Annotated in this window: 29 protein-coding genes and 3 pseudogenes; 14 read left to right on the forward strand and 18 right to left on the reverse strand. The window is 68.7% G+C overall.

Annotated features, from left to right (window positions below):
• On the reverse strand, positions 1 to 320 hold a 320-nt coding region (locus ACFYX0_RS39885), incomplete at its 3' end, for a transposase (protein WP_388978768.1).
• A 491-nt stretch (positions 321 to 811) separates the two neighbouring features.
• On the opposite strand from ACFYX0_RS39885, the gene ACFYX0_RS39890 reads away from it, so the two are divergent.
• Positions 812 to 1198 carry a CBS domain-containing protein gene (locus ACFYX0_RS39890; RefSeq protein ID WP_388978724.1) on the forward strand — a complete coding sequence of 129 codons (387 nt, stop codon included), beginning with the start codon at positions 812 to 814 and terminating at the stop codon, positions 1196 to 1198.
• A gap of 141 nt (positions 1199 to 1339) precedes the next feature.
• Here the strand turns inward: ACFYX0_RS39890 and ACFYX0_RS39895 are convergent, their stop codons facing one another.
• From ACFYX0_RS39895 to ACFYX0_RS39910, 4 genes and pseudogenes are all read right to left on the reverse strand, one after another.
• A complete protein-coding gene (locus tag ACFYX0_RS39895; protein ID WP_388978727.1) occupies positions 1340 to 2011 on the reverse strand; it encodes a CBS domain-containing protein in 672 nt (223 codons plus the stop codon).
• 167 nt (positions 2012 to 2178) lie between these two features.
• Positions 2179 to 3678, reverse strand: a complete 1500-nt coding sequence (locus tag ACFYX0_RS39900; RefSeq protein ID WP_388978730.1) for an ATP-binding protein — start codon at positions 3676 to 3678, stop codon at positions 2179 to 2181.
• Positions 3679 to 3905: 227 nt separating this feature from the next.
• Positions 3906 to 4454: pseudogene (locus ACFYX0_RS39905) on the reverse strand (transposase).
• Positions 4454 to 4992 (reverse strand): annotated as a pseudogene (locus ACFYX0_RS39910) (winged helix-turn-helix domain-containing protein); the annotation flags it as partial. The pseudogenes ACFYX0_RS39905 and ACFYX0_RS39910, both read right to left, overlap by 1 nt.
• A gap of 273 nt (positions 4993 to 5265) precedes the next feature.
• On the opposite strand from ACFYX0_RS39910, the gene ACFYX0_RS39915 reads away from it, so the two are divergent.
• Positions 5266 to 5772: a DUF6328 family protein gene (locus ACFYX0_RS39915; RefSeq protein WP_311701446.1), complete on the forward strand. Its 507-nt coding sequence runs from the start codon at positions 5266 to 5268 to the stop codon at positions 5770 to 5772.
• 556 nt (positions 5773 to 6328) lie between these two features.
• Here ACFYX0_RS39915 and ACFYX0_RS39920 read toward each other — a convergent pair.
• Positions 6329 to 6634 (reverse strand): annotated as a pseudogene (locus ACFYX0_RS39920) (transposase); the annotation flags it as partial.
• A 146-nt stretch (positions 6635 to 6780) separates the two neighbouring features.
• On the opposite strand from ACFYX0_RS39920, the gene ACFYX0_RS39925 reads away from it, so the two are divergent.
• The 8 genes from ACFYX0_RS39925 (at position 6781) to ACFYX0_RS39960 (ending at position 11791) form a co-directional block, all read left to right on the forward strand.
• Positions 6781 to 7293 carry a PP2C family protein-serine/threonine phosphatase gene (locus ACFYX0_RS39925; RefSeq protein ID WP_311700921.1) on the forward strand — a complete coding sequence of 171 codons (513 nt, stop codon included), beginning with the start codon at positions 6781 to 6783 and terminating at the stop codon, positions 7291 to 7293.
• Between the two features lie 408 nt (positions 7294 to 7701).
• On the forward strand, positions 7702 to 7911 hold the full coding sequence (locus tag ACFYX0_RS39930; protein ID WP_388978733.1) for a sigma-70 factor domain-containing protein: 210 nt from the start codon (positions 7702 to 7704) through the stop codon (positions 7909 to 7911).
• 85 nt (positions 7912 to 7996) lie between these two features.
• The gene (locus ACFYX0_RS39935) at positions 7997 to 8224 is read left to right on the forward strand and encodes a sigma factor (RefSeq protein ID WP_388978736.1); all 228 of its coding nucleotides are present in this window, start codon (positions 7997 to 7999) and stop codon (positions 8222 to 8224) included.
• Positions 8225 to 8288: 64 nt separating this feature from the next.
• A complete protein-coding gene (locus ACFYX0_RS39940; RefSeq protein WP_388978739.1) occupies positions 8289 to 8477 on the forward strand; it encodes a hypothetical protein in 189 nt (62 codons plus the stop codon).
• Positions 8478 to 8577: 100 nt separating this feature from the next.
• Positions 8578 to 8955, forward strand: coding sequence for a hypothetical protein (locus ACFYX0_RS39945; RefSeq protein WP_388978742.1), 378 nt, complete (start codon positions 8578 to 8580; stop codon positions 8953 to 8955).
• 683 nt (positions 8956 to 9638) lie between these two features.
• Positions 9639 to 10337, forward strand: a complete 699-nt coding sequence (locus ACFYX0_RS39950) for an NAD(P)-binding domain-containing protein (RefSeq protein WP_311700923.1) — start codon at positions 9639 to 9641, stop codon at positions 10335 to 10337.
• A gap of 76 nt (positions 10338 to 10413) precedes the next feature.
• Positions 10414 to 11118, forward strand: coding sequence for an NAD(P)H-dependent oxidoreductase (locus ACFYX0_RS39955; RefSeq protein ID WP_388978745.1), 705 nt, complete (start codon positions 10414 to 10416; stop codon positions 11116 to 11118).
• A gap of 82 nt (positions 11119 to 11200) precedes the next feature.
• Positions 11201 to 11791, forward strand: coding sequence for a TetR/AcrR family transcriptional regulator (locus ACFYX0_RS39960; RefSeq protein WP_311700925.1), 591 nt, complete (start codon positions 11201 to 11203; stop codon positions 11789 to 11791).
• 36 nt (positions 11792 to 11827) lie between these two features.
• On the opposite strand, the gene ACFYX0_RS39965 is transcribed toward ACFYX0_RS39960, so the two are convergent.
• From ACFYX0_RS39965 to ACFYX0_RS39985, 5 genes are all read right to left on the reverse strand, one after another.
• A complete protein-coding gene (locus tag ACFYX0_RS39965; protein ID WP_311700926.1) occupies positions 11828 to 12274 on the reverse strand; it encodes a hypothetical protein in 447 nt (148 codons plus the stop codon).
• A 42-nt stretch (positions 12275 to 12316) separates the two neighbouring features.
• Positions 12317 to 12622: a hypothetical protein gene (locus tag ACFYX0_RS39970; protein ID WP_311700927.1), complete on the reverse strand. Its 306-nt coding sequence runs from the start codon at positions 12620 to 12622 to the stop codon at positions 12317 to 12319.
• Positions 12597 to 13088, reverse strand: coding sequence for a carboxylesterase family protein (locus ACFYX0_RS39975; protein ID WP_311700928.1), 492 nt, complete (start codon positions 13086 to 13088; stop codon positions 12597 to 12599). Before ACFYX0_RS39975 ends, ACFYX0_RS39970 begins: the two co-directional genes overlap by 26 nt.
• 9 nt (positions 13089 to 13097) lie before the next feature.
• Positions 13098 to 13586 (reverse strand): transposase, encoded by a 489-nt coding sequence (locus ACFYX0_RS39980; RefSeq protein WP_311700929.1) that lies wholly within the window; start codon positions 13584 to 13586, stop codon positions 13098 to 13100.
• Positions 13587 to 13881: 295 nt separating this feature from the next.
• Complete coding sequence (locus ACFYX0_RS39985) at positions 13882 to 14706, reverse strand: universal stress protein (protein ID WP_388978748.1); 825 nt, start codon at positions 14704 to 14706, stop codon at positions 13882 to 13884.
• Between the two features lie 497 nt (positions 14707 to 15203).
• Here ACFYX0_RS39985 and ACFYX0_RS39990 point away from each other — a divergent pair, with 497 nt between their 5' ends.
• Positions 15204 to 15869: a ribose-phosphate pyrophosphokinase-like domain-containing protein gene (locus ACFYX0_RS39990; RefSeq protein ID WP_388978751.1), complete on the forward strand. Its 666-nt coding sequence runs from the start codon at positions 15204 to 15206 to the stop codon at positions 15867 to 15869.
• Between the two features lie 99 nt (positions 15870 to 15968).
• Here ACFYX0_RS39990 and ACFYX0_RS39995 read toward each other — a convergent pair whose 3' ends face one another.
• From ACFYX0_RS39995 to ACFYX0_RS40005, 3 genes are all read right to left on the reverse strand, one after another.
• Positions 15969 to 16094, reverse strand: coding sequence for a hypothetical protein (locus tag ACFYX0_RS39995; RefSeq protein WP_388978754.1), 126 nt, complete (start codon positions 16092 to 16094; stop codon positions 15969 to 15971).
• Between the two features lie 535 nt (positions 16095 to 16629).
• Positions 16630 to 19047: a phosphoenolpyruvate synthase gene (gene ppsA / locus ACFYX0_RS40000; protein ID WP_388978756.1), complete on the reverse strand. Its 2418-nt coding sequence runs from the start codon at positions 19045 to 19047 to the stop codon at positions 16630 to 16632.
• 377 nt (positions 19048 to 19424) lie between these two features.
• Positions 19425 to 19652 (reverse strand): DUF1918 domain-containing protein, encoded by a 228-nt coding sequence (locus ACFYX0_RS40005; RefSeq protein WP_388978759.1) that lies wholly within the window; start codon positions 19650 to 19652, stop codon positions 19425 to 19427.
• 403 nt (positions 19653 to 20055) lie between these two features.
• Here ACFYX0_RS40005 and ACFYX0_RS40010 point away from each other — a divergent pair, with 403 nt between their 5' ends.
• Positions 20056 to 20553, forward strand: a complete 498-nt coding sequence (locus ACFYX0_RS40010) for a hypothetical protein (protein ID WP_388978760.1) — start codon at positions 20056 to 20058, stop codon at positions 20551 to 20553.
• Positions 20554 to 20691: 138 nt separating this feature from the next.
• Here the strand turns inward: ACFYX0_RS40010 and ACFYX0_RS40015 are convergent, their stop codons facing one another.
• Positions 20692 to 21609, reverse strand: a complete 918-nt coding sequence (locus tag ACFYX0_RS40015) for a pyridoxamine 5'-phosphate oxidase family protein (protein WP_388978771.1) — start codon at positions 21607 to 21609, stop codon at positions 20692 to 20694.
• Positions 21610 to 21708: 99 nt separating this feature from the next.
• Between ACFYX0_RS40015 and ACFYX0_RS40020 the strand changes: the two genes are divergently transcribed.
• Both ACFYX0_RS40020 and ACFYX0_RS40025 read left to right on the forward strand, forming a co-directional pair.
• Positions 21709 to 22023 carry an Hsp20/alpha crystallin family protein gene (locus tag ACFYX0_RS40020; RefSeq protein ID WP_388978762.1) on the forward strand — a complete coding sequence of 105 codons (315 nt, stop codon included), beginning with the start codon at positions 21709 to 21711 and terminating at the stop codon, positions 22021 to 22023.
• Positions 22024 to 22154: 131 nt separating this feature from the next.
• Entirely contained in the window at positions 22155 to 23258 is a 1104-nt protein-coding gene (locus tag ACFYX0_RS40025) for a hypothetical protein (protein ID WP_388978765.1), read from the forward strand.
• Between the two features lie 88 nt (positions 23259 to 23346).
• Here the strand turns inward: ACFYX0_RS40025 and ACFYX0_RS40030 are convergent, their stop codons facing one another.
• The 3 genes from ACFYX0_RS40030 to ACFYX0_RS40040 form a co-directional block, all read right to left on the reverse strand.
• Complete coding sequence (locus tag ACFYX0_RS40030; protein WP_311700937.1) at positions 23347 to 23610, reverse strand: hypothetical protein; 264 nt, start codon at positions 23608 to 23610, stop codon at positions 23347 to 23349.
• A 270-nt stretch (positions 23611 to 23880) separates the two neighbouring features.
• A complete protein-coding gene (locus ACFYX0_RS40035) occupies positions 23881 to 24423 on the reverse strand; it encodes a CBS domain-containing protein (RefSeq protein WP_311700938.1) in 543 nt (180 codons plus the stop codon).
• Positions 24351 to 24635: a DUF1540 domain-containing protein gene (locus ACFYX0_RS40040; protein ID WP_311700939.1), complete on the reverse strand. Its 285-nt coding sequence runs from the start codon at positions 24633 to 24635 to the stop codon at positions 24351 to 24353. The genes ACFYX0_RS40035 and ACFYX0_RS40040 overlap by 73 nt, the downstream gene beginning before the upstream one ends.
• Positions 24636 to 25098: the final 463 nt, after the last annotated feature.

A 25098-nucleotide genomic window follows, 5' to 3' on the forward strand; every position in this document is an offset into this window, starting at 1 on the left:
TTGATGAAGCCGGTGTCGTCGACAATCAACACGCCGTCGTCATCGCCGAGTTGGTCGGCCACGTACTGCTGCAGGTCGTCGCGGACACTGTCGGCGTCCCAGCGGCTGCGGGAGAGCAGGTACTGCAGTCCGTCCGGGGTGGCGTGGCCGGCCCACTCGGCGAGCTGCCACCCGTTCTTGCGGCCGACCGGAGCGAGCAGGCCGCGTACGTAGTCTCGCATCCGCCTGCGGGGCTCGATCCGGTTGAAGCGGCTCCCGATCCGCAGGAAGAGTTCTTCGAGTTCCCGATCCCACACATTCACCGGCGCATCATTGAGCATGCCGAGGGACTGCTCGCACCAGCTCACGAGCATGCAGCAGAGCACTCGTTCGTGGGGCGCGGTGGGGAAGTCCGTCCCGCCCACCTGGCGCCCCGCTACACTCCACGCCACCAGGCCGCTGACCAGCCCAGATACCGAACTACGGCTGGAGTACTAGTAGGGCTTGGTCAGGTCGTCTGTGGTGGTGCGTGTCCTGTGGGCCGGTGTGGCGTAGGGAGTGTGTGGCTCCGGACGAGATTGCTGTGGTGCGTGGTGTCTTGGAGGCGTTCGCGGCGGAGGTGTTCGAGCCGTTTGCGCGTAATGACAGCGCCGTTGGGGGCCGCTGGCTGCCCGTCGTAGGGTCGGCCCTGCCGCGTGTGCTACTGACGCGCGCCTCGTGCCAGGAGGGGTCCATCGCGCTCGTAACGGCGGCTTCGTCGGCGAGTTGAGCGGCGTCGGGTCGCGACAGTCGACATCAACGACGACGGCGCCATCACAAGAAGGAGGCGACCATGGAACAGCAGCCGGGGGAGGCTTACGGGGATCAGGAGGTCCTGGCCCGGATGGTCGCCGTCGTGATGCGCACCGCCGCGGTCAAGATCGATGTGGATGAAGCTGTGCTTGTGGCCTGGGAGCTGCTGGAGCGATCCGGCTCCCGACACCTTCCAGTCGTGCGTCAAGACGGTCGCTGTGCGGGCATGCTCGACAGGGTTGACGTGGCGGTCGCCTGTGCGGCACCGGCCACTACGCTGTCTGGCATGCGCGTGGGTGACCTCCTGCCCGGCCACAAGCCCGTGCTAATACATGTGGAACGCGCCGACATGGGGCCGCAGGCCCCATCCACGGCGCTGCCCGGGCTTCCGCCTCGTCAGGGCTACCGCGGTACGGCGGTGCCTTGACCAAGCTCCGGCGGCTTGTGCACCCTCGCTGCCCGGAGCATCTGGGATGCAGTGGCCCGATCACCGCGGTGAGGACTCTCTGTACCCGCCCTGCGGACCTTGTGGTTGCGTCGGTGACCCAGTCCGTGGCACGGATGTGTATCACGGCTGTAGTGCACCGGCTGTGGCGTCGTTGTCGGCGCGGAGGCGATGCGTGACGTCGACAACACCGTCGACGCTCTCGCTCAGGCGTACTGCGATGGGAATGAGGCTGCTCTGCGGCACGGTGCCGCTGAGCGTCACTCGACCGTCGGTGACCTGGACAGTGACTGCGCCCGGGTCGAGGCCGAGGGTTCGCGTCAGGACGTCCGTCATGATCTCCTCGCGGATCGTGATGTCTCGCCGCAGGAAGACGCGCAGCAGGTCGGCGCGGCTGAGGATGCCCATCAGCCTGCCGGCGTCGTCCACGACGGGCAGCCGTTTGACGTGGTGGCGGGCCATGGTGCGGGCGGCTTCCACGACAGACCACTGCGGTCGCGCCGTGATGGCCGGGCTGGTCATCAGCGCTTCGGCGGTCAGTGCGTGGGCCTTGGCGCGTTCGGCGGGCAGCAGCTGCGCGGCGGGTAGATGGCCGCCCGGATCCGTCTGGATCTCCTGTTTGCGCAGCAGGTCTGCTTCCGACACGACGCCGACAGGACGGCCCTGGTCGTCGACGACCGGTACCGCCGTGATGTCATGGTCCGCGAGGTGCTCGGCGATGTCCTTGAAGCTTGTATCCGGCCGCACACTCACAACGGCCGTGGTCATGAGGTCGCCGACCATCCGATGCAGCATGTCACCGCTCCCTCCTCAGGTGCTTGTCAGCACAGGTCCTCTCTCCACTGTCCGCCCCTTGGAGAGCACCCGCACTGCCCCTGGTACTGCGGCCCCTCAGGCCGGCCGAAGGGCGCGGAGGTCCTTCTCAGCCTTCACCGCCGCCTCTGAGCCGTCGCCCTGGCGGACTATCGGCCTCCGTACAGCCGGTCGAGGCCGACGAGCACCACATCTCCGTCTGCTTCAGCCGAGCGGAGCTCGGGAGTGAAGCCGACGCCGCTGTAGCAGGCGCATCTGGTGTGGGCGACCTCCTCGCCGCGCGCGCCGAGCAGGGCGAGAAGGCGACGGAGATGTTCCAGGTGGTGCACGTCCATGACCTCGTCCCAGCGCGCCACTCCCACCGACAGCAGTGCCCCGGAACGGACGTCGACCCGGCCGCGTACGACCACGTCCGCTTCCAGGTCGGCATGGTGCACCGGGTCGGGAAGTGAGCCGTGGGCCGCTGTCGAGGGGCGCGCACCGAAGACAGCGGGGTCGGCGAAGGCCATGACCCAGTCACGGCAGACCTGGGCGAAATGAGGGCGTGCCACGGCGGAGTCGAAGACGGGACGTACGCGCCGCCAGACCTTGACGACTTCCTGTTGCTCCAGCGCCGAGCGGTGGGGCCAGATCGCCGCATGTTCGAAGGCCAGCAGAGGCTCCGTGATGTGCAGCCGGACCAGGTTCGGCCGGAAAGCGTCGGGTTCACCGTGGAGCAGTGCGTTCGCCTGCAGCAGCGCGAGACAGTGCGAGGCTTCGGTGAGCGGAATGCCGAGGCATTCGGCGATCTCGCCCTGTGTCGAGCAGCCCGAGGCGACGGCGGCGAGCACGGAGTGGCAGAGCGCCCGGTCCCAGTGGTCGGTCTCCTCCTGCAGCAGGTGATGTGCCTCCAGGAACAAGGGCGTCCGGGGATTGAGGACGACTCTGCACATCCAGGCGTCGAAGTCGTCCGGTCCGCTGGGGGCGTGGTCTCCGCAGTAGTGCTGGTAGGCGAGGGTTCCACCCACGACGGCGTGGACCAGCAGGGCTAGGCCGGGATCATCGATGCCCCAGAACCGCGCGGCCTGCCGGAAGTCCAGCGGGCGAAGGGTCAGTTCCAGATCGGCCAGTTCGTGCAATGGTGAGGCCGAGCAGAACAACCGTTGCATGACCGGCAGGGCGCTACCGCTCAGCACCAGGCGCGCTCGGTTGTCCCGCCCCGACTCACGCAGGCGCCGGTAGGCGCTGTGGATGACGGAGGGCAGCGCGGGACTCTGCCGTACGAGGTCGGTGAACTCGTCGACGACGATGGGAACGGGCCGCGCGTCGCCCAGCGCGAGCAGAGCGTCGACGGCGTCTTCCCAGCCGCGCCAGTGGTTCGGCGGTGATGCGCCCGTGTGCTTGGCCAGCTCGTCGCCGAGTCGGCGCAGGGACTCGGCTTGAGTCGCCGGTTGTGCTCCGAAGTAGAAGCCGCCCAGGGCTGCGGTGAGAGCCTTGAGTAGGTACGTCTTGCCTTGCCGCAGCCGTCCTGACACGACTCCGAGGCCGGCTCCGATGCGGGTGGCAGAGGAGAAGGCGACGAGTGCGTCCCACTCGGCATCGCGATCGAAGACCGTCTCCGGCTTCGCGGGGTGGGAAAGGTCGGACGGCGACACGGCTGCTCCCCTCACTCGGCAGCACTCCTTCAACCAGTACAACGTCGAATGCCGCACGCCGCGACATACGCGCCAGGCCGGCGGTGCGCTGTGCGGAGCAGGTTGTCGGGCCCGCGGCGGAATGGGACATGCGGCGTGGGATGTGTGCTCATCGATCTGCACCCGGTGGAAGGCGTACAGCAGGAGCACCGAGACCGCCGAGGGCGGCCACAGGCGGCGCGCACACCGCAGACGGCTGTTCGTTACTGAGGTTTTGAGGGTGGGGTCGGTGGGTCGATAGCCAGACCGGTGGCGGTGAGGCGGCCGTCGATCAGGTGAGGTCGGAGCTGGATCTTGCGTAACTCGCGGCGGTGTTTGCGGTCGGGGTCGTGGGGTGTGTCGAAGGCAGTGTCGGCCATGGCCCTGCGCACGAGTGACCAGACGGCCTCGACGGGGTTCAGGTCGGGTGCGTATGAGGGAAGACGGACGGTGGTGAGCCAGTCGTGGTGGGCTTCGTACTTTTCCAGACCTGCTGCCAGGTGGGTGTTGAGATTGTCCCAGACCACCACGATGGGACCGCCGAGCTGGATGTGGGCCCTCACCAGCAGGTCTCGGTAGTCCTGTCAGGAGAAGCTCTTCCGTGCTCCCTTCAGGAGCAGATGGTGACGAGGCCGGTAGATCAGTCTGGCGGTCTCGCCGGGTTTGTAGCAGTACAGCGCGGCGGCCGAAGTCCTGCGACGGAATCTTCCCGGGACGCGAATGACGGGCGTGCGGCCACGTCGCGCCCAGGTCCGGGCCCGGGGCGGAGCCATCGCGAATCCGGCCTCGTCCTCGAAGACGATCCGCGCCTCGGACGGCGCCGCGAGACTTTTACCCGCGGCCACACCTCTTTCTTCCACTGCTCCACCGCGTGCTCGCCGCGTTCGAGTGCCCGGCGGGCAGGTGCCTGCCAGGACCAGCCGTGCCGCTTCAGCAGCCGCCACACCGTCGCCACCACCGACAGACTCAGCCGCAGACGACGGCGGATCACCGTCTGGACCCGGGCCAGAGTCCAACGCTCATCGTCGAAGCCGTGCGCTGACGGACCCTTGCCGAGTTCCTCCTCGAGCACCGCGAACTGGGCATCGGTAACGGTCGGGGAGTTGGCCGGGCCCGCGGAGCGCAAGGCCTCCATGCCACCCTCGCGCCAGCCCGGCGCCAGCGTTGCACCGACCGCACACTCACCCGCAGGTCCTTCGCGATCACTGCGGTCTTCTCACCCGCCGCGAACCGCTCGCCGGCCTGGAGCCGGATCCTCTCCCGAAACACCCGACGCTCAGCGGTCAGGCCCCCACCCTCCGGATACCGCATCCCACCGGCATACCGCAGGGATCATGAACCCTCACCACCCCCACGACAACCTGAAAACCTCAGTAGCTGTGCCTCTGATGTCTTCGGGCGTTTCCCCTCCACCGCCTTCTCACCTGATCAGTTTGAGGGGCTTCCCGAGCCCGCACTCGAGGCTGCCGAGAATCGCTGTGCGCGGTCATCGTGCACAGCGACGCGTTCCCCGCCGGCCTGCCGTCACCCTGCGGAGCGTTCTCCCCTCGTGCATAAGGGGGACGGAACGGATACTCGTTGAGTATGGGCGACCGACCTTCCCACCAGGCACGGCACGAGACGCCCCTGGAGCGTGCCGACCGCAACTTCGTCGAGTTGCTGCAGGAGCTGCGCGTCACCCAGACCGGGGTGCAGATCCTCTTCGCGTTCCTCCTGACGCTGGCCTTCACCCCGCGCTTCCCGACGCTGGACACGGTCCAGCGCGCCACGTACGTGACGACGCTGCTGTTCGCCATGCTGGCCGCGGCCTTGTTCACGGCGCCCGCCGCGCTGCACAGAGCGCTGTTCCATCAGCATGCCAAGCCTGTCATCGTGCGCATCTCCTCGTGCCTGGCCAGGATCGGGATGTGGGTGCTCATGCTGGCGTTCACCGGGTCGGTGCTGCTGGTGGTGGACGTGGCGCTCGGACGCGTGGCAGGGATCGCCGCCGGAGCGGGGACGCTGCTGGTGTGTGTGGGGCTGTGGCGGATCCTGCCTTGGGTCGTGCGTCGCGCGATCGTCGCACCGCGGAAGGATCGGGGACCAAGTTAGGCCGAGGACGCGTCCAGCGTGTGCGGCAAGGTGAACAAGAGCCACCAGGGAAACGAGAACGAGAGCCATGATTTCGATAAGTTGATCAAGAGCCATGCATCCTGATCACGTGTGACGAGGAAGGGTGTGCTGGATCCAATGCCCGACTCCGACACGAATCCGCCGAAACGGAACAGCGGACCACCAGACCCCCGTAATGGCAAACGACATGGATTCCCAGCAGCCAGATGCCGCAAGGCTTCGTCTGCGGCTCGGCGCCGAGCTGGAGCTAATCGCTGATCAGCTCAGGTCGCTGACTCGTGCCCAGGATCGGTTGCACGACCTGTATGAGGCGGTCCTCGGCCGGGATGTGGACCTGTCCGTTTTGCTGCAGCTGATCGTTGAGACCGCGATGGAACTGGTCGGCGCCCGTTACGGTGCGCTGGGCGTGCTCGATGCCGGGGGCGAATATCTCGACCGATTCATCCCGGTGGGCCTGTCGGAGCAGGAGTGGGCCGACCTGGCCGGGGCAGACTTCCCGCGGGGGCGCGGGCTGCTACGGCGCCTGATCACCCATCCTGAGCCACTGCGCGTCGATGACCAGGGACAGGTCCACCTCTCCACGCTTCGCGGCTTCCGCGATCAGGCCCTCGAGCAGGGCCTCGAAGACGCCGGCGTCACGCCACTGCCGGAAGCGGTTGGAGACCGTCGACCAGGCGCCGAACTCGTACGGCATCTCCCGCCATTGCCCGCCGGTCTTGAACCGCCAGATCACGCCCTCGAACTGCTGCCGCAGCCGCTCGGGGTAGGGGCCGTACTCGCCGATCGGCAGGTACGGCTCGATGAACTCCCATTCCTCGTCAGTCAGTTGCACTCGTGTCACGCAAGAAGATCTACCGGTCCAGGCCCCGCCGCGAGGGTGATTCCCGCAGATTGATCACGACCCGATACGCGCCCTAGTGCCCGACCGGGCCTGCGCGGCCGTCATCGGCGACGTCGGGGGGGCACGATCTGCAGGCCGCGGCCGCCATGGCCCAGATACGCAACATGCTGCGTGCGCTGCTCTACGACCAGCGCACGCCGCCTAGCGCGGTTCTTTCCCGGCTCGACCGCACCCTCGACGCCATCACCGACAACCCCGTCACCACCGCCTGCCTCGCCCGCATCGAACCCGAAGATGAAGGCGGCTGGACACTGCGCTGGAGCAGTGCGGGCCATCCACCGCCACTGCTGCTCACCCCCGAGCGCCAGGTCCGGTACCTGCAGGCTGACCCTGACCTGCCCCTCGGCGTGGATATCACCCAACCACGCCACGACCACACCCGCCTTTTGCCCCCGGAAGCCACGGTGATCTTCTTCACCGACGGGCTCATTGAACACTCCGAGCACCTCGTCGAAGCGGGCCTGGAACGCCTTGCCGCTCTTGTCGCCGAGCACGCCGCTCTGCCCTTGCGGCACTTCGTACAGGTATTGGTCGACCTCCATCCCAGCGACGGCCACGACGACATGGCCATTCTCGCCCTGCGCACCCCGCGCGCCTGATCAAAGGAGCGATCGAGCGAGTGGCCACCCATCCTCCACGCCGACACTCACGGCGGCTCCCTCAAGCCCGAGGAAGTCACTCGATCGGGGGGCTCCCGATATGGTTGCCGATCATGAACCGGTAACGAGTCCATCGGCTCTACGAGCGGAGCAAAGTGGCTCTTTGATCAACTTGCCGGAGTCGCTCTCAGTCCATCCTGCCGAAAGCGGCGCCTGGGCTCCGGTAACGGACTTGGTGGCGCGGTGACGTGTCCGGTGGGCTTCTGCCCGTGTCAGGAGTTGCCGCCGGGACGTGGCTGTGTGTCGCCGGTAGCGTGGACAGTACGCACAGGACGGTCGCCCTGGCTTCCGCCGCAGGGAACTGTCCCGGGGTGCTGGAGGTTTGACGACCATGGTGGTGGAACCAGCGTGGCAGAGGCCCGTCGCCGGCCCGAGCCGGTGGAACCGGGTAACGCGTCCGACCTGCTGGGCACTAATCGGTTCCACCCCTTGCTCAGCGCCGAGGATCAGGTGGAGCTGGTCAAACGGATCGATGCCGGGGTGTACGCAGACCATCTGCTGCGTGAAGCCGAGGCCAGTGGGTGGGAACTGTCCGCCGAAAGGCGCCGTGGCCTGTAGGCAGTGGCCCGTGACGGTCAGCACGCCAAGGACCACATGATCCGCGCCAACCTGCGACCGGTCGTCGCGTTTGTCAGGAAGAGCTATGACCATCGCGGCCTGCCCTTTCGACGTGCTCAAGGAGGGGAACCTGGGCCTGACCAGGGCGGTGGAGAAGTTCGACTCCACCAAGGGCTGCAAGTTCTCCACCTACGCGACGTGGTGGATCCGGCAAGCCATCGAACGGGGCCTGACCCGCCATGCCAGGATGGTACGACTGCCCCTCCAGGTGGTGGAAGACATCGGCAAGCCGACCTCTCCATGTACCAGCTGATCGACTCGGGCATGACGGCCACGAGGGTGCCGCCGTTCTTCAGGAAGCCCAGGGCGTACACGACGTGGGCGGTGGCGTTGCTGAAGAGCGGGTTCATCAGGATGCGGTCGTAGGGCTCGTCGATGGCGAGCGGGTCAAGGCCGAGGAAGTCACCCTGGATGACCTGGCGGGCGATACCGAGTTCTCGGAGGACGTGGGCTCGGCGTGGTTGATTTCGACGCAATCCACGATGCCCATTTCCTCGGCGGTCTGATTGGCGGGCGAGCCGACTCCGGCCGACGCTTCCAGCACGGTGTGGCCGACCCGCTCGCCGACGTCCTCGGCGGCAGCATCCTCGCCCCGACGGCCGTATCATGGCCGCCATCGGCGACGACCCGGTGGTGGCGCGGGCCCGCCGCGACGGCAGCGACGGCACCCTCCCCGACCCCGCGCAGGCGGCCCGCGCGGTGCGGGAGGCATGCGTGCTGAGCACCGAGGCCCGGCGTACCCGGCGCATCTCCGGCCCCGAACCGGGCGCGGCGGCCTGCGCCATACCGATCACGGCCGGGACCGAAGTGCTCGGCTCGAACGTGCTGGTCGGCGACCGTCTCGACGCCGGAGACATACGGTCCCTGGAAAGCGCCGGCCCTGGTCACGGCGGTCGTGCTGCTGAGCGAGCGCAGCGTCGCCGAGGCCGAGCACCGATTGCGCGGCGAGATCCTGGAGGAGCTGCTCGGTGCACCTCACCGTGACCTGGAGGGCCTGCGCCGGCGCACCGCCCTGATAGGCCTGAACCTGGCCCCGGCCGCACACCGTACTCACCGCCCGCTGCCGCGGCGGCGGCCACCGCCCGACCGTCTCCGACGCGGCCACCGCCCTCACCGGGCACGAACACGGCCTGGCCGGCGAGTACCGCGGCGACGTGGTCGTCGTACTCCCCGGCGACCCCGAACCGGGCCCCACCGCCCGCGCGCTCGGCGACCACCTGCCGAGACCGTCGGCGCTCCGGTCACCTTCGGCGCCTGCGTCACGCCGCGGGCGTGGACGAGGGTGCCGACGAAGTCGCCGAGGACGGCGGTCAGGGCGGTGCGCAGATCGCCGGGCACGGGCGCCGCCGGCCAGGGGCGCAGCGTCTTCAACGCGGCTGCGGCCAGCTCCGCCTTTGTACGAAAGTACAGGTGGCCTTGCTCGCCGGCGGCCCAAGCGACGGCGTCCAGGGTCATGCGCGTGAAGCCCTGGTCGGCGAGCAGGGACAGCGCCGCCGCCAGAATGGCGGCCCCTTGCCCGGGGGCGCGGACGTCCCGCGATTCCGCGACACGCTACGGCTGTGTCGGTGTACTCCACGCACCGATTCTACTTGAAATACCGAACCACTCGGTTTAGTTTTTGTGAGGCGCGCCGATCGTCGCGTCCGTCCTCTCGAAAGGGACCCCTCATGCGTTACGCCGTTCTCGGCACCGGCATCGTCGGCCGGACCATCGCAGCCAAGCTCACCGCCCTGGGTCACGAGACCGTCATCGGCACCCGCGACCCGGAGGCCACCCTGGCCCGCACCGAGCCCGACGGCTACAGCAACGCCTCGTTCGCCGAGTGGCTGGCCGACCACTCCGCCGTGCGGCTCATCACCTTCGCCGAGTCAGCCGCCTGGGCCGAGGCCGTGGTCAACACGACCGCGGGCGGCGCCAGCCTGGAGGCCCTGACCGCTGCGGGCGCCGACAACCTGGCCGGCAAAGTGCTCCTCGACATCGCGAACCCGCTGGACTTCTCCGCGGGGATGCCTCCGTCACTGAACCCGGTCAACACCGACAGCCTCGGGGAGCGGATCCAGCGCGCCTTCCCCGACACGCGTGTCGTAAAGGCCCTCAACACCATGAACTGCGAGGTCATGGTCGACCCGTCCCGCGTGGCGGGCGAGCACGACGTGTTCGTATCGGGTGACGACACAAACGCCAAGAAGCAGGTCACCGAACTGCTGGTGTCCTTCGGCTGGCCCGCTGCGAGCGTCATCGACCTCGGCGGCATCACCACAGCCCGCGGGACCGAGATGCTCCTGCCCATCTGGCTGCGCCTGTGGGGCGCGCTCGGCCACGCCGACTTCAACTTCCACATCGCAGGCGCCCGCACGAGCGCCTGACCCCCGTTCGTGGTGGCGGGGCATCCGGCACCCCGAGCACGGCCGGTCTGCCGGTCCCTGCCCCCAGCCCGGCCAGATGTTCGATGAGGCATGCGGCCTTAACCCGGTGGACCACCGGACGGCCGCCGTCGGACACCCGGACTGCTCCCGGCCGCGCATCCCAGGCCTTGACGCCCTCGACGAGAATCTCGTCACCGGCCGGGACCCCGGCAACCGCACTCTGTCCTCCCGTACCTCCGGAGCACCGCACCCGATGTCCCCCACCCCCACCCTGGTCGTCGTCGCCCACCCCGACCGGGACGCCTCCCGCGTCACCGCCCACCTGGCCGAGGCCGTACGCGACCTGGCACACGTCACCGTCCACGACATCGTCGCCGCCTACCCCGACGGCCGCATCGACGTCCCGCGCGAGCAGCAGTTGCTCCGCGACCACGACGTGATCGTCTGGCAGTTCCCCTGGCACTGGTACGCCGCGCCCGGCGTGCTCAAGTCCTGGATCGACCAGGTCCTCACCTTCGGCTTCGCCTACGGATCCGACGGCATCGCGCTGCGGGAAAAGACGCTGCAGATCGTCACGTCCACCGGCGGCCCCGCCGCCTCGTACACAAGCGAGGGCTTCAATCTCTTCACCATGACGGAGCTCATGGCCCCGTTCCGCGCCACCGCCCGTCTCACCGGCATGCACCTGGCCGACCCGCTCGTCCTGCACGGCGCGCGCACCGTCTCCGACGAGGACCTCGCCCTGCACGCCAAGCACTACCGCGAGCTCCTGTCCAGCTGACACACGCCGAGCCGTCGGCCGACCACCCCGAACCACTTCCGTACCGAACCGCTCGGTATGGAAGGGCAACTATCCTGACCAGGTGAGTGGAACGGAAACCAAAGCCGCGGGGCGACCGCGCTCTGCCGAGAAGGACGCCGCCATCCTGCAGGCCGCCCTGGAACTGCTGGCCTCTCAGGGCTACACGCGCATGAGCCTCAGCCAGGTTGCCGCTGCCGCGCAGGTCAGCAAGTCCACGATCCACTTGCGGTGGAAGACGAAGGCTGATCTCCTCACCGCAGCCCTCGCCGCCGCCCGCATGACAGACACTCCACCCCCCAGTGGGGACCTCCGCACCAACCTGGTGAACATCCTCAAGGACTTCGCCGCCACCATCGAGCGAGTCAACGGCATGGCACTCATCGGCACCTGCCTCGCCGAAGAGGCTCACACCCCCGAACTCCTCGCCCTCCTGCGCGAACGCACCGTACTCCCCCGCCGGACCCTACTGCGGGATGCCCTGGAACAGGCGCAGCTGACCGGCCAGATCCGCGAAGACGCTGATCTCGAAGCGGCCGTGTCGGCACTGCTCGGCCCGTTCTACGCCGACTACATGGCAGGACGTGGCGGCGACCCGCAGTGGGCCGAGCAGGCCGTTGACCTGGTACTCGCCGGAACACGCGCCGGCAACTGACGGCATGACCGCGCCTGACGCGGTGCACGGTCCGCATCAGCGCCGACCGACCCACACGGACCGCTCGCCGGGGCGGTGGTCGCCCTCGGTCACGGAGACGGTGTCGAATCGCCGGGTGGTGCGGCTACTGATGGTGTAGGCAGGCCACCCCGGATCACCTGTGGTGGCGAGGGTGACCCAGGCACCATGCATGGCGTTGGCCATCTCCTGCCGGGGTGCGGAACCGATCAGCGGCGTGACGGACTTGTCATCCAAGTTGTCGAAGACGAAGGAGAGTTCGGCGGCGTGGCAGGCCCCGCGGCGACCGCCGAACGTCGGAGGCTGCCAGGCGCACTCGTACAAATAGGCACCGTCCGGGCGATGCGGGACCTGCGCCTCGGCGAGGCGGACGGCCGGGATGCGGTGGAACCAGTCCGTCGCGATCGCGGCAAGCAGCACTCCCGGCGTGGCGTCGGGTCGCTGCTCGCGGTAGGTGCGGATCACGGTCCGGGGGTCGAGCCCGTAGCCGGCCGCGGCGCGATCCAGTTACGGCTCGCCCACCAGGTCGATCACGCCGTTCGGCACGAGGAAGAGGCGGAACTCGTCACTGTTCCTCCCGACCAACAGGTCGACGTCACGTGCCGCTCCGTCCGCGATCGCGTCGATGGGCGGCCGCGGCAGCGTGACCCCGTCGACGACAGGCTCGAAGGGCATCAGATTGCAGGCCGCCTCGCCCCAGCGGGCCGGATCGGGGTCGGCCGAGATATCCGTGCGCAGCTGCTGCGGGGCACGGACCAGGCGGTCGAGCGGAACGGCGCCGATGATCTCACGGGTCGCCTCGACGCCGAGCAAGCCGACGAGACGGTGGCCGATCAGCGGGGGCGGTCGCCGGACCCAGCGTGTGATGCGCGGCGCCGCTCTGGAGGACGGCACGGCGGAACGGGCCCCGGGCCGACGGCATGGCCAGCAGGGTGCCGATGCCCATGACGCCCGCGGACTCACCGAAGACGGTGCCCCGGTCCGGGTCGCCGCCGAAGGCACGGATGTTGTCGCGGACCCACTCCAGCGCCGCGATCTGGTCGAGCAGGCCCGGGCTGGCGGCGTCCCCGGCTCCCAGATGGAGGAAACCATCCGCTCCCAAACGGTAGTTGACGGTCACGCAGACGACACCGTCACGAGCGAGGCAACCGCCGTCGTACCCGGACAGGGCCCCGGAGTCGTTGGCGAAGGCACCACAGTGCACCCAGACCATGGCGGGCAGCCGCCCACCCGGGCCGGGCGTCCAGACGTTGAGGCTGAGGCAGTCCTCGCCCGGCACACGTCCACCTCAGGGATCAGGCGATCGTACGGTGCGGCGTACGGCGGCTTGGGGGCCGTCGGGCCGTAGTTGGAGGCCTCGCCCGCGCACCCGTCCAGGACGCCGGAAACCGCGGCGGCTGGAAGCCGTGCGTGACGAACGGCGGTGCGGCGTAGGGGATGCCCTTGGAGGCCGCCACCGCTCGGTCGTCGATCCGTCCGCCCACGGCGCCCTGTGCTCGATCAACCGGGCACGGAAATCGCAAAGAACGGAGAAGTCAAACGCCGCATCGTCCAGCTCAAGACCGAGGAGGAACTTCCAGTCCATCCGGGCCCGGACCTGGTCAGCGGCCTGTCGGTCGGTGAGCCCTTCGGCGTACTGGAGCACCGACACCAGCGCCGATACCCCGGGCGACACCGCTGGCCGCCCCCGTGCGAGGAACGCCTCGGCAAAGGACTCGTCCTCGAACAGCGGACCGAGCGCCGCACAACACGGACCGCAAGCGTCCCCTTCGGGCACGAAGCCCGCACCAACCGCGCAGTCAGCTCCGGCACTCCGCGATCAGCCTGCGGCTCCAGCGACATCCAGCCCCACCCTCGATCGGCGAACAGGCCGATCATGGCAGCCCGGCTCACCGTCATAACCGGTTTACGGATTTCCCAACGGAGTCGTGAACACCTGGACTTTCTGCAAGAGTCCCGGTAAGCCGTCAGCCTCACGCCGATCGAGGCCGTCGGCAGTCCGAGCACGACTGGTGGGCGGCTTTCCAGTCCCCACCGGCTCTCGGCGTGGTCGGTGCCCCAACGTGTGGCCGTCATATCTGCGGAACGACCGCGATCGGACACGGTGCGTGATGCAGCACCGCGTGATTGATCAGACCCAGTTGCAGGCCGAAGTGCCCACGCCGCCGACGGGCTCCGACGACGAGCAGGTCGGCACCCGACGCGGCCTCCAGAAGCGCCTGTCGTGCCGGCCTCTCGACCACCCGGCGGCTCACCGGTGCGGCGTCCCGGTACTGCTCTGCGGGGCCGCGCAGTGCGTCGTCGAGCACTTGTGCCGGCGCGCGGTGGTGGGCCCCGAAGGCGTATGGCGACGGAGGTGGGGCCTCAGAGGCCGCCTCGAACGGGGCACACCAGGCGTGCACCGCCACCAGCCGGCAGCGCCGCACGTGGGCCTCACGAAACGCGAACTGCACCGCCGTGCCGCTTCCCTCTCCGTCCTCGACGCCCACGACGACGCTCCCGAACCGGGCGTCCCGGTGCTCCGCCTCGCCGCGCACGACAATGACCGGGCAATCGGCCCGCCCTGCCACGGCCAGGCTGACCGACCCCAGGAGCATCCCGGCGAGATCTCCGAGCCCTCTGGACCCGAGCACGAGCGCGAAGGCGTTACGCCCCGTGCTCACCAGGGCGGAGGCCGCATCGTCGTGGAGCACCTCGCTCGACAGCCGCACGGTCGGCGCATTCTTTCTGACCCGTTCGGAGGCAGCGGCGACCAGGTCGGAGGCGTCCTGGCCCGGCGCCACCGCGTGCACGAGGTGCAGCGGCACCTTGTGCCGGACTGCCTCGTTCGCGGCCCAGTCCAGCGCCTCCAGGCTCGGCTCGGACCCGTCGATACCGACCACCAGGGGAATCGTCAAGGTCCATGTCTCCTCTCCTGGCGGGATCCACACTCCAAGGTCCGCCCCACACGAGTGCACATGCGCCGCAGATTCGGAGACACCGCGAATGAGTAATGCCGTGCTTGGCGTGTCGGCGCTCTACGCGCAAACGGACTCGGTCACCGTCATTCCAGCTTCTTACGGGACGAAAGCAGTCGCCATTGGGCCGGTCGTCACCGTGGGGGCCTGGAAGAGATCCACGGCGCGCACGTGGAAAAGACCCGACCCGCGCGTCGTGATGCACCGCAGCGCACGGACCGTACCTTTCCCGGCTTGCACAGGTCGGGACCTGTCGTGCGGAATCTGCGCAACGACGAGGCCCAGAAGCCCGGTGGCGGGTGCGGTCGACGGCCGGATGATGAGAGGAGGAGGCAGAGAAGACTGACTGTGCCCGGCAGGAGCGATGACCAGTCCTCGAATCGTGCCTGGATTCAGCGCACCAGGCACTCGCCGGTGCCGTCGCGGCCTCGCTCGATGTGCAGCCCGTCGCCTGCGGCCTGGAGCGGTTTCCGGACGGTGAGCTGCGTCCCGTCGTCGGCCAGGTGCGGGGCACGGACGTGTACGTGATCCAGCCGACGGGGCCAAGGGTGAACGAGTACCTGGTCGAGTTGCTCCTGCTGCTGGATGCCTGCCGTCGGGGCGGTGCGCACCGGCTCACTGCCCGTGGTACCCCATGCTGCTCGGCAACTGACCGGCCCTGTGTCTGCCGAGAATCCGGCCCATCCAACTCGGACCCTCTGGTGCCGGGGCGTCGGCCAGACTCCGGGGGACCACGCGTCCCCCGCGTACAGATCGGCCAACTCTGCCTCTGCCACGACGAGCTGTTTGCGCACGCGTTCGACGTCATCGGTCAGTTGCCGGCGCACCCGTCCGATCTGCTCGAACCTCCAGGACACCGCCCCCCGCGGTCAGTAGCCGATCAACTCCGGACCATAGGGACCCCGGCTGCCGAATGTCGGCAAAACCGGCAAGATCCGAGCCGTGTCTGGTCAATCGTAAGATCGGAGGACCCAGGGGTTCTGGGTATGGCGGTCACGTGGGCGCCGGCTCGACGACTCAAAAGACTTGGCCGCCCGGAGCCCCGCGACGACTCGCCCTGCTCGCGCTCGCGCGCCTCATGTCCTGTGGGCGACGCTTCGTGACGGAGAGTGTTATCAAGATTAACCTTCCGTCACGATGGCGCTTGACATCACGATTGGGAAGTCCTACCCCGCAGATAGTCGCAAGGAGTAGGTTCGCTCTCACCCCAACTCTCCCACCTCGGGCTTCGCCCCGGCGTCGATCGCCCGCAGGGTGGGCCGCCCGATGTGGGCATGGACCAGCCGCCGCACACCATGCCGTGCGGCCTTCTCGCCGACTGTGCGCACGCTCGCGTGGCGACCCACCCCGCCGCGGAATCGTATCGGTCGGCCTCGATCCGGTAGCCGTAGGCGGGATGCGCCGTGTGCACCACCGGACGACACCGCACCCGCACGGCACCGAACTCGAGGTCGCCGGCCTGCACGCGGGCACCGTGTGCGGCCGCGAGCCCGTGCAGTCGGGACCTCAGCTCCGACCGTTCGTCGGTGACCAGCCAGGCGTCGAGCCGGCCGAGCGGCGGCTCGGCCCCAGGGGCGCCGTCGAGAACCGCACGGTGCCCGGCGTACCGCCGGGGCGAGTTCCTCGCCCTCGCGCCCATCAGCGCCAGTCGCAGTCAGCGGTTCACGGGCAGGTCGACATCGTCAGCCGTGGTGACTGCTGCACGTCTTCCTGGAGCGCCTCCTGATCGGCGTCCCCATCGCAGTTACACCTGTGCGAGAGCGTGGACGGTGTCGTCGGCCTCAGGCATCACCCCGGCGCCGAGCCCGGTGCACCACTGCGGTGACCGCATTCTCGAAGCTTTCGGAGCGCCAACTGTCCGGGTCAGCCGGACGAGGCGCCTGTTGGGGGTAGCTCTGTGGCTCGCCGAGCCTGTTCGGCGGCGGCGACGTTGTTCTTGACGAGCAGGAAGCTGTCGGGAGTCACCGAGACCGAGTCGATGGCGGCGTCGACCAGAAGGCGGGCGAAGTCCGGGTCGTCGCTGGGGCGCTGGCCGCACAGCCCCACCTTGCGGCTCTTGAGGTGGGCGGCGGCGATAAGGGTCCGGATGCTCGTGGTGACGGCCGGATCGCGCTCGTTGAAAAGCGCGCGGAGCTGTTCGGAGTCCCGGTCGACACCAAGGGTGAGCTGGGTCAGGTCATTGCTGCCGATGGAGAAGCCGTCGAAGCGGTCGCTGAACTCTCTGGCGAGGATGATGTTGGAGGGAATCTCCGCCATCACATAAGCCTCAAGGTCGTTGCGGCCGCGGACCAGACCGTGGCCGGCCATGACCTCCAGAACACGGTCGGCCTCCTCAAGGGTCCGGCAGAACGGGATCATCACGACCGTGTTCGTGAGCCCCATCTCGTCGCGGACCCGGCGCAGTGCCCGGCATTCCAGGCCGAAGCCTTCGCGGTAGCCCTCGCTGTAGTAGCGGCTGGCACCCCGCCAGCCCAGCATGGGGTTGTGCTCCGAAGGTTCGAACTGCCGGCCGCCGATGAGTCTGGCGTACTCGTTGGTCTTGAAGTCGCTCATCCGGACGATGACCGGCTTGGGCCACCAGGCGGCGGCGATGCGCCCTATGCCGTAGGCCAGCCGCTCCACGAAGTACTCCGTCTTGTCGGCGTAGCCCCAGGTCAGCTCCGCGATCCGGGCACGGGCTGCCTCGTCGGCCAGCTCGTCGAAGCGCACCAGCGCCATGGGATGGATCTTGATGTGGGTGTTGACGATGAATTCCATCCGAGCCAGTCCGACGCCGTCGGCGGGCAACCGCCACCACCGGAACGCAGCCGAAGGGTTGGCGATGTTGAGCATCACCCTCGTCGTCGTGGTCGGCACCTCGGTCAGGTCGATGTCCTGTTCGTCGTAGTCGAGGACGCCGTCGTAGACGACGCCTTCCTCGCCCTCCGCGCAGCACACTGTGATCTCCCTGCCGTCGGGGAGCACGCTGGTGGCGTCGGTGGTGCCGACGACGGCAGCCACGCCGAGTTCCCGGCTGACAATGGCCGCGTGTGAAGTGCGTCCGCCGTGGTCGGTGACAATGGCGGCCGCCCGTTTCATGATCGGTTCCCAGTCCGGGTCGGTGGTCTCGGTCACAAGCACGGCACCGTCCTGGAACCGTCCGATCTCGGCGGCGCTGCGCAGGTTGCACACCGGCCCGGCAGCAATGGCGTCGCCGACGGCCAGGCCGGTCGTCAGCGGTTCACCGCGTTCCCTCAGCCGGAAGGAGCGCAAGGTGGCAGTCTGTTTGCGGGCCTGGACGGTTTCTTGCCGGGCCTGAACGATGTACAGCTCGCCGGTGTCGCCGTCCTTGCCCCACTCGATGTCCATCGCGTGCCCGTAGTGCTCCTCGATGAGCACCCCCGACCTGGCCAACCGCAGGATCTCCGCATCGTCGAGCACGCAGGCGGCCTGCTCCTCTTCGGTGGTCGCCACGGTCATCGTCGGCTGCGTGCCGTCGCCGTAGACGACCTTGGTCTGTTTGCCGCCGATCGTCTTGGAGATCACCGGGTTGGTGTCGGCCTGGGCGAGCAGCGGCTTGTGAACCTGGTACTCGTCCGGATCCACCCGGCCGCCCACGACGGACTCGCCCAGACCGAAGGCGGCATTGACGAGCACCACGCGCGGGAAGCCGCTGTCGGTGTCGAGGGTGAACATCACGCCCGCTCCGGCCCGATCGGAGCGGACCATCTGCTGCACACCGATCGACAGAGCCACCTTCAGGTGGTCGAAGCCGTGGTGCTCCCGGTAGCTGATGGCCCGGTCGGTGAACAAGGACGCGTAGCAGCGCTGGCAGGCCTCCAGCAGGGCTTCCGCGCCCGTGATGTTGAGGAAGGTCTCCTGTTGCCCAGCGAAGCTGGCCTCGGGAAGGTCCTCGGCGGTGGCGCTGCTGCGCACCGCGACGTCCGGGTCGGCCCGCCGGAGGCGGTCTCCCAGTTCCCGGTAGCTGCGGCGGACGGCCTCGGCCAGGTCGGTCGGGAATGGGGCGCCGAGGAACATGCGCCGAATCGACTCGCCGACCTCGGCCAGGTCGGCGCCGCGGTGCAGCGCGTCGATCCCCTCCGACACCCGGGGGCCCAGGTCGTTGGCGGTGAGGAAGCGCCGGTATGCGTGCGCGGTGGTCGCGAAGCCGCTCGGGATCCGTACGCCCTGCGGCGACAAGTGGCGGATCATCTCCCCGAGTGAGGCGTTCTTGCCACCGGCCACGGCGATGTCCGCCATCGAGAAGTCTTCCAGCCACCTGATCAGGTCCTGCTCGGCCATCGTGCCCTCCTTCCGACGGCGCGCCGCCCCTTCGAGAGGTTGCACCCCGGGCGGACGCCCTACCACAAGTACGGCTCGGCGCGCCTCGGCAGACCGGGACCACAGGGAAACAGGACCACAAGGTCCTGACCAGCCTCGCACGGCAGTCTGCCGTCCGTGTCGGCATCAGCCGAGCAGAGTACGCACCCGTATGGTCTCGACGCGCCGCCACCCGGTCGTAGGCAGCAACAGCCATCCGCTCGGGGCATGCCGCCCGCTCCCCCGATTCCTGCCGTTCCCTGCCCCCGCTGCGACACCTCCACGTGCCGCCCCGTGCAATGGCAGCCTGGCACCGCAGGCGGCCTGCTGGACTCCCGTGCCGACTCTGGGACGACTGGTCACCGTTCGTCCCGGCCGGGAGGAACGGGCCGGGCGTCGCGCGCGGGACGGCTCTCGAGCACACATCCAAGGCCGGGAAAGATCTCCGTCTCGTGGCCGTCGTCGTAGCGCACCTGGTAGGGCGGTTCCCCGTTCCGGCCCAGTACTTTCACGACGGTGGCATGGTGTTCCGGCGTTCCCACGGTTCTTCCCGTAAATCGCAGTACATCACCTGCATGCGCCTGCATCTTCCCTCACTCCTGGCCGTCTTCCCATCTGCTTCTGACCCTGCTCGGCATCCCCAACAGATGCCATGCACATCTCCACCGTGGCTCACTTCCCGCCGGATCGCACCGCGCCGGGCTGCCTTCAGTGGGGCGTGGCTCATCCACCAGGGTGCCCCTCGCAACAGGGGTGGAGTTGGGCCGATCGGGCACCCTTGGGGACCCGGGGGACCCATACCGGCCTGGTCTGCGGTGCGCCAGGGTGAAAGAACCGCACGTCGAGTCGCAAGGAGGCCGTGCGATGCGGGCACCGCGTTTCCGCGGATATCGGCTCACTCGCCCACCCGGGCCGTGCCGTCGGAGAGCATCGGGCAGCGGAGACAATGCACTCGAACGACAGTCTGACCGCCTGGAACGCTGGCTCCGGGTGCTGGTGACAGCCGTGCTGATGCTGCTGTTGCCGTTGACGGGATGGATCGCCGGAAGCGCGGTCTACGGCCACTACAGTCAGCTGCGTGCCGCGCAACTGGCCGAACGCCATGCGGTCACGGCACAGCTTATGTCTGATGCGCAGGTCGGCGGCGACGGCTTCACGGACCAGGCCCGCCCGCGGGCGCGGGTCCAGTGGGAGGATCGTCAGGGACTCCACGTCACCGTGGCACCGGTGGGGACCTGGCAGCGGAAAGGAAGTACGGCGACCGTGTGGCTGGACACCCGCGGGAACATCGCCGCTGCGCCCGTCACCCGCGATCGGGCTGCGACCGCAGGCGTCTGCGCGGGTCTCGCCACGGCGGCGGGCCTCGCCGCGCTCGCGGGCGTCGCGTGGAAAGGCGTGCGTGTGTCCCTCGATCGCCGCCGCTTCGCGCAGTGGGACCGCGAGTGGGAGCTCGTGGAGCCCCGATGGACGGGGCGTCGTAGGCACTGACGGTACGAAGGACGCTCCTGCAGCGGATGTCCCGGCGAGGCCGCGGCCGACTCCCTGAAGGGTGGCTGGAGGCTGCGCCCGCCGCAACTCCCAGCGCCACGGCGGCCGGGCCGTGCGCGGGGCGCAGCCTCGCCCGGGTTATTGCCCGGGCGGGCCGATATGGCGGCCTGTGAGGCGCGTGGGCTGGATCCAAACCCACATCCCGCGTTCACCCCCGGCCCATGGCTCGGTATGGGCGCGATCGGCCAGCCGCCGCACGGCTTCGGGCTCTGACACGACGCGGGCCGGGCCAACGACAAGAACGCTCCAACCCTGGCTCACGGCTTCGTCGACATGGTCGACTTCGAAGGCGACGTCCGTTCCCACGGCTGCGGCGGGGGCCGAGCCGGGGGCGGTCCGGAAGGCGATCGCGTCGTCGACGACCTCGTAGTTCACCGGGATGATCGCCGGGCCGTCCGGGGTGGACACCGCAACACGCCCCACACCGTGGGCGGAGAGCCGGGCGCGGCATTCATCGGGGCTGAGAGCCTGCAGTCGGGGGTGGAGGAGCGCCTGACCCTGGCCCGGCGGCGCCTCGACGCCGACTCCGCGCAGGGACGCGACGGTGGTGCCCAGGGCGCCGGCCAGTCTGATGAGGGTCGCCAGGCTCGGCTCGGCCGACCCCTCTTCGAGGTAGGCGAGGTAGTCAGGCGCCATGCCGGCCCGGTCGGCGACTTCCCCACGGGACAGCTTTAGTCGTGTGCGTTCCGCCGCAATGCGCCGTCCGACGTCGCCGGGGCGGGCGGGGCCGCCTGGCGGGGTCGGGACAGACCCGGCACCAGCCCGGTCCATGTCTGTCCGGGAAGACACGTGGCCTCTGCCGGGCTCGTGTTCGAGGTGACGGACATGCGCGTCGGACCCGGGGAACACAAGCGTCACCTCGCCCGTGTCCGACCAGCGCACGTCGTAGGGAGGTGTTCCGTCTTCGTGGTGGAGTCCGACGATCTCGCCGTCACGCCTGGCAACACCGGTCGCCGGGCTCTCGATGACGAGTTGGTCGCCAAGGTGAGCTCGCATGATCGCCACCATCTCCTCACAATGCTGCTGTAGCCAACGTGCCACGCTCAGCGCGCCTCCGCATGGGAGTGCCACCCACATTCCGGGGCGGCCACAGTCGTGCGGGCATGCGCCGGCGAAGACACCTGTGCGCCTCGCGTCGAGGCGGAACTGCCCGGCGTCGAGAGGGACGACATCGACGTCGAGGTGAGTGAGCGGGAACTGCGCATCACCGGGGAGTACAAGGAGCGGGAGCGTGAAGGCGTATTGCGGCGAAGCACCCGCCGCACCGGGCGCTTCGAGTACCGGGCCCTCCTTCCCGCCGATGTCAAGTCCGACGAGGTCAAAGCGACGCTCAGTGACGGTGTACTGACCGTCACGGTGCCCAAGGCGCGGGCCACCAAGCTCCGACACATAAAGATCACCGGCTCCTGACAGTTCCGGCCCGGCGGCGTCACGACTCCCTTGCGGGGCAGTCGAAGCTGGACACATCGCATTCCTGCACTGGCGGAGCGGCTGTCGCACTTTCCCGCCCGGGAGACTTCGGCAGGGTGCGCAGAGTGACCATGAGACTCTCGTTTCTGGAACCTTTGTACAAGCGGCCCGGCCCCTTCGCGTCGGTGTATCAGGACACGTCCCGTGACAGCGCCATCGAGGATCCCGACGTCGCCATAGAAGTGCGCTGGCGGCATCTACGGGACGCCCTGGCGTTTGAGGGAGCGGATCAGGACTCCATCACCGCGGTCGCGCGCATGGTGGGCACCGACACGGACATCCCCGGTACCCACGGGCAGGCGGTGTTCACCGCGCACGGCAGACTGGCCCTGCTGGACGAGCTGCCCGTCCCGCCCGCACGGGACACTGCTCACTTCGGGACACTGCCGGACACCATGCCGCTGATCTTCCAGCACGCGCCCGGGATCCCGTATCTGGCGGTCCACGTCCGCTACAGCGGCCCTCACTCCACGGACGCCACCGGCATCGTGCGCATCGATGCCGAGGCCGGCACATGGCCGCTGACCAAGGTCACGCCGGGACATCGCCTGCACGAGGAGGTCCTCGTGGCCCACTGGCCGCACGCCGCCGAAGCCATCGGCCGGGAACTGGAAGGTCGTGCACGGCACCTCGACGCAGAAGCCGTTGTCGTCTCGGGAGACGTCTGGGCTCGTGGCATCCTTGTCCACCGGCTTCCCCCGTCCCTGCGCAGCCAGGTAATCACGGTGGGAGGCGTGGGCAAATCCCAGCCGGGTCGGGCGCTCATGGAGCAGCGGCTCGAAAGTCCCTTCCATGGACGCCTGGCCGTGCGCGACCGGGCTCTGCTGGATGCCTTCCTCGCACAGCGGGCCCGCGACGGGGCGTCGGTCGAGGGCCTTGCCGGCGCCGTATCAGAACTGCAGCGCGGCAGGGTCAAGGTGCTGTTCCTCAACAACCATCCCGAGTCGACGCTGCGTCTGTGGGTCGGTTCCGAACCTGGGCAACTCGCGCTCGCTGAAAAGGAACTGCGCTCCTACGGCGTGCATGACGTCCGCGAGGAGCGCGCCAACGCGGCCTTGACCCGCGCCCTGGTGGGCACGAGAGCCGAACTGGTTGTGGTGCCGGAGAAGCAGCTGCAGTTGTGCGAGGGCGTGGTCGTGCTACTGCGCTACGCCGACCCCGCCTCCCGGGCATGAACAACCGTCGCCTGCCGGAGGCGGGTGTGGTGTCCGGGGGCCCGGGCTCTTCGCCGGTCCGACCCGTGTCAGGCCGGCCTTGTCTCCCTCACCAGTGGGTGGGCTGACTCGGCCCCGCCCAGCAGTTCGGCCCACCACCCTGGCGCGGCCAAACTTCCGGGCCACCGCCATGCCACTCGATGAGCTCCGATTCAGCCACGTCCAGCTCATCCCCGTCCAGCAGCCCTGCGTATTGCAGGAGCACCGTCAAGTCGTGCAGCGAGTACGCGGTGCTCAGGATCTCCTTGTCGACCGTTACGTGGCGGCCGCCAGATCCGTAGGGCGCCTCCACGATCACGGAATGCTCGACCATGGCCTCAGCTTGCGCCGGTCAAGGACCCACCGCATTCCGAGGCGTGATCTGGGGCAGGAGGGCTTTCACCCCGCCATGCCATCGGCTGCTTCCCGTGGCGGGCCACCAGGGAGTCGCGCAGTGGGGAATCGAGGAGCTTCAGGGGCCGCTTGAGAGGTGAGTCGCAGGAACAAGGGGGCATCGGGGCCGCGCGTTGTGGCCGGCCTCGACGGAGCGGCGTGCTCGCATGCGGCGCTACGGTGGGCGTCCGTGCTGCCTGTGCGGCGGGACTCACAGGCCATGCGCGGGGCCGTCGGCCGACGGCGGCCCCGGCGGCTCTTCCAGGACGCTCCACGCAACCGGCCCGAGCAGGTCGGCCACTCGGTGGAAAACGTCCAGCAGCAGGTCGTCCACCGTCAGCATGCCCACCACCCGGTACTCGTCGAGGACCGGCAGGCGACGCACACCGGACCGGCGCAGGGTCCGATACGCCACATGGATGTCGTCATGCACGCCCACCGTGATGACCTGCGACGACATTACCTCCTCGACCCGCGCCTCGCTGTCCAGGCCACGGCCCAGCCCCCACACCGCAAGATCACGGTCGGTGACGATACCGCGCAGCGCCCCGCCTTCGACGACCACGACGGAACCCACTCCGCACTCGTCCATCTGCCGGGCCGCCTCCGCCAAGGACGTCCCAGGAGCAACGGCAGCCACCGGAGCACTCATAGCATCGGAGACTTTCATACGGCGGATCCTCAGCGTGGGCTGTAGGTGAGACAGTCGGCGCCTTCCCGCGCGCGGCCGACGGCGATGGAGCCCGCCTGGCATTCGAGCCGGGAATTGTGCCGGCAGTCGGTCATCTTGCACGCCCCGACCTGTCCGGTGGCAGCCGGATCGCCACCCTTGAACGAAGTGACGAAGAACGTGTCGCAGTGAGCATGCGGTGGATCACCGATCGTAATGGCCAACGCGTGGCACGCACTGCCGACGTTGTAAGAGCACGACTCCACCGCACACTCGTTGATGAAGGGCATCTCCATGGGTCCTCCTGACATCAGGCGCATGGTGCGGCTACCAGCCGTCACAGCCCGCACGACGTGTGCGAGCCATCAGTCCTCAAGATGTTGGGGACTCTCATGCCGCGGCATCGTCTGGCACTCGGACACGCCGTGAATCACCCGAAGGGCCCGGGGACAGCGCGGGAAGGACGTTCTGCTCCAGGGAGGCGGATCCCCTGCGACGGCACCCCAACATCCGTGGAACCCCGCTTCGGGGCCCCTCGACGGAGCGGCGAAATCTCTCGATGACCGGATTGAAGGGCGTTTTCGACTCGGCCGATCCGGGTCACCACGCCGTCGCTGCGCTGGACCGCACAGCCGCACCATCAGGGCCGTTCGGCTCCTGGCCGAGCCAGGGGGAGCGCGAGACTGGGACACGAGGCAACCTGACAAAGTCCGGAGGCCCTCATGAGCAAGCGAGAGAACCACTCCACCGGCGCCGAGG

The sequence above is a fragment of the Streptomyces sp. NPDC002573 genome, assembly GCF_042889625.1.
Lineage (GTDB): Bacteria > Actinomycetota > Actinomycetes > Streptomycetales > Streptomycetaceae > Streptomyces > Streptomyces gibsoniae.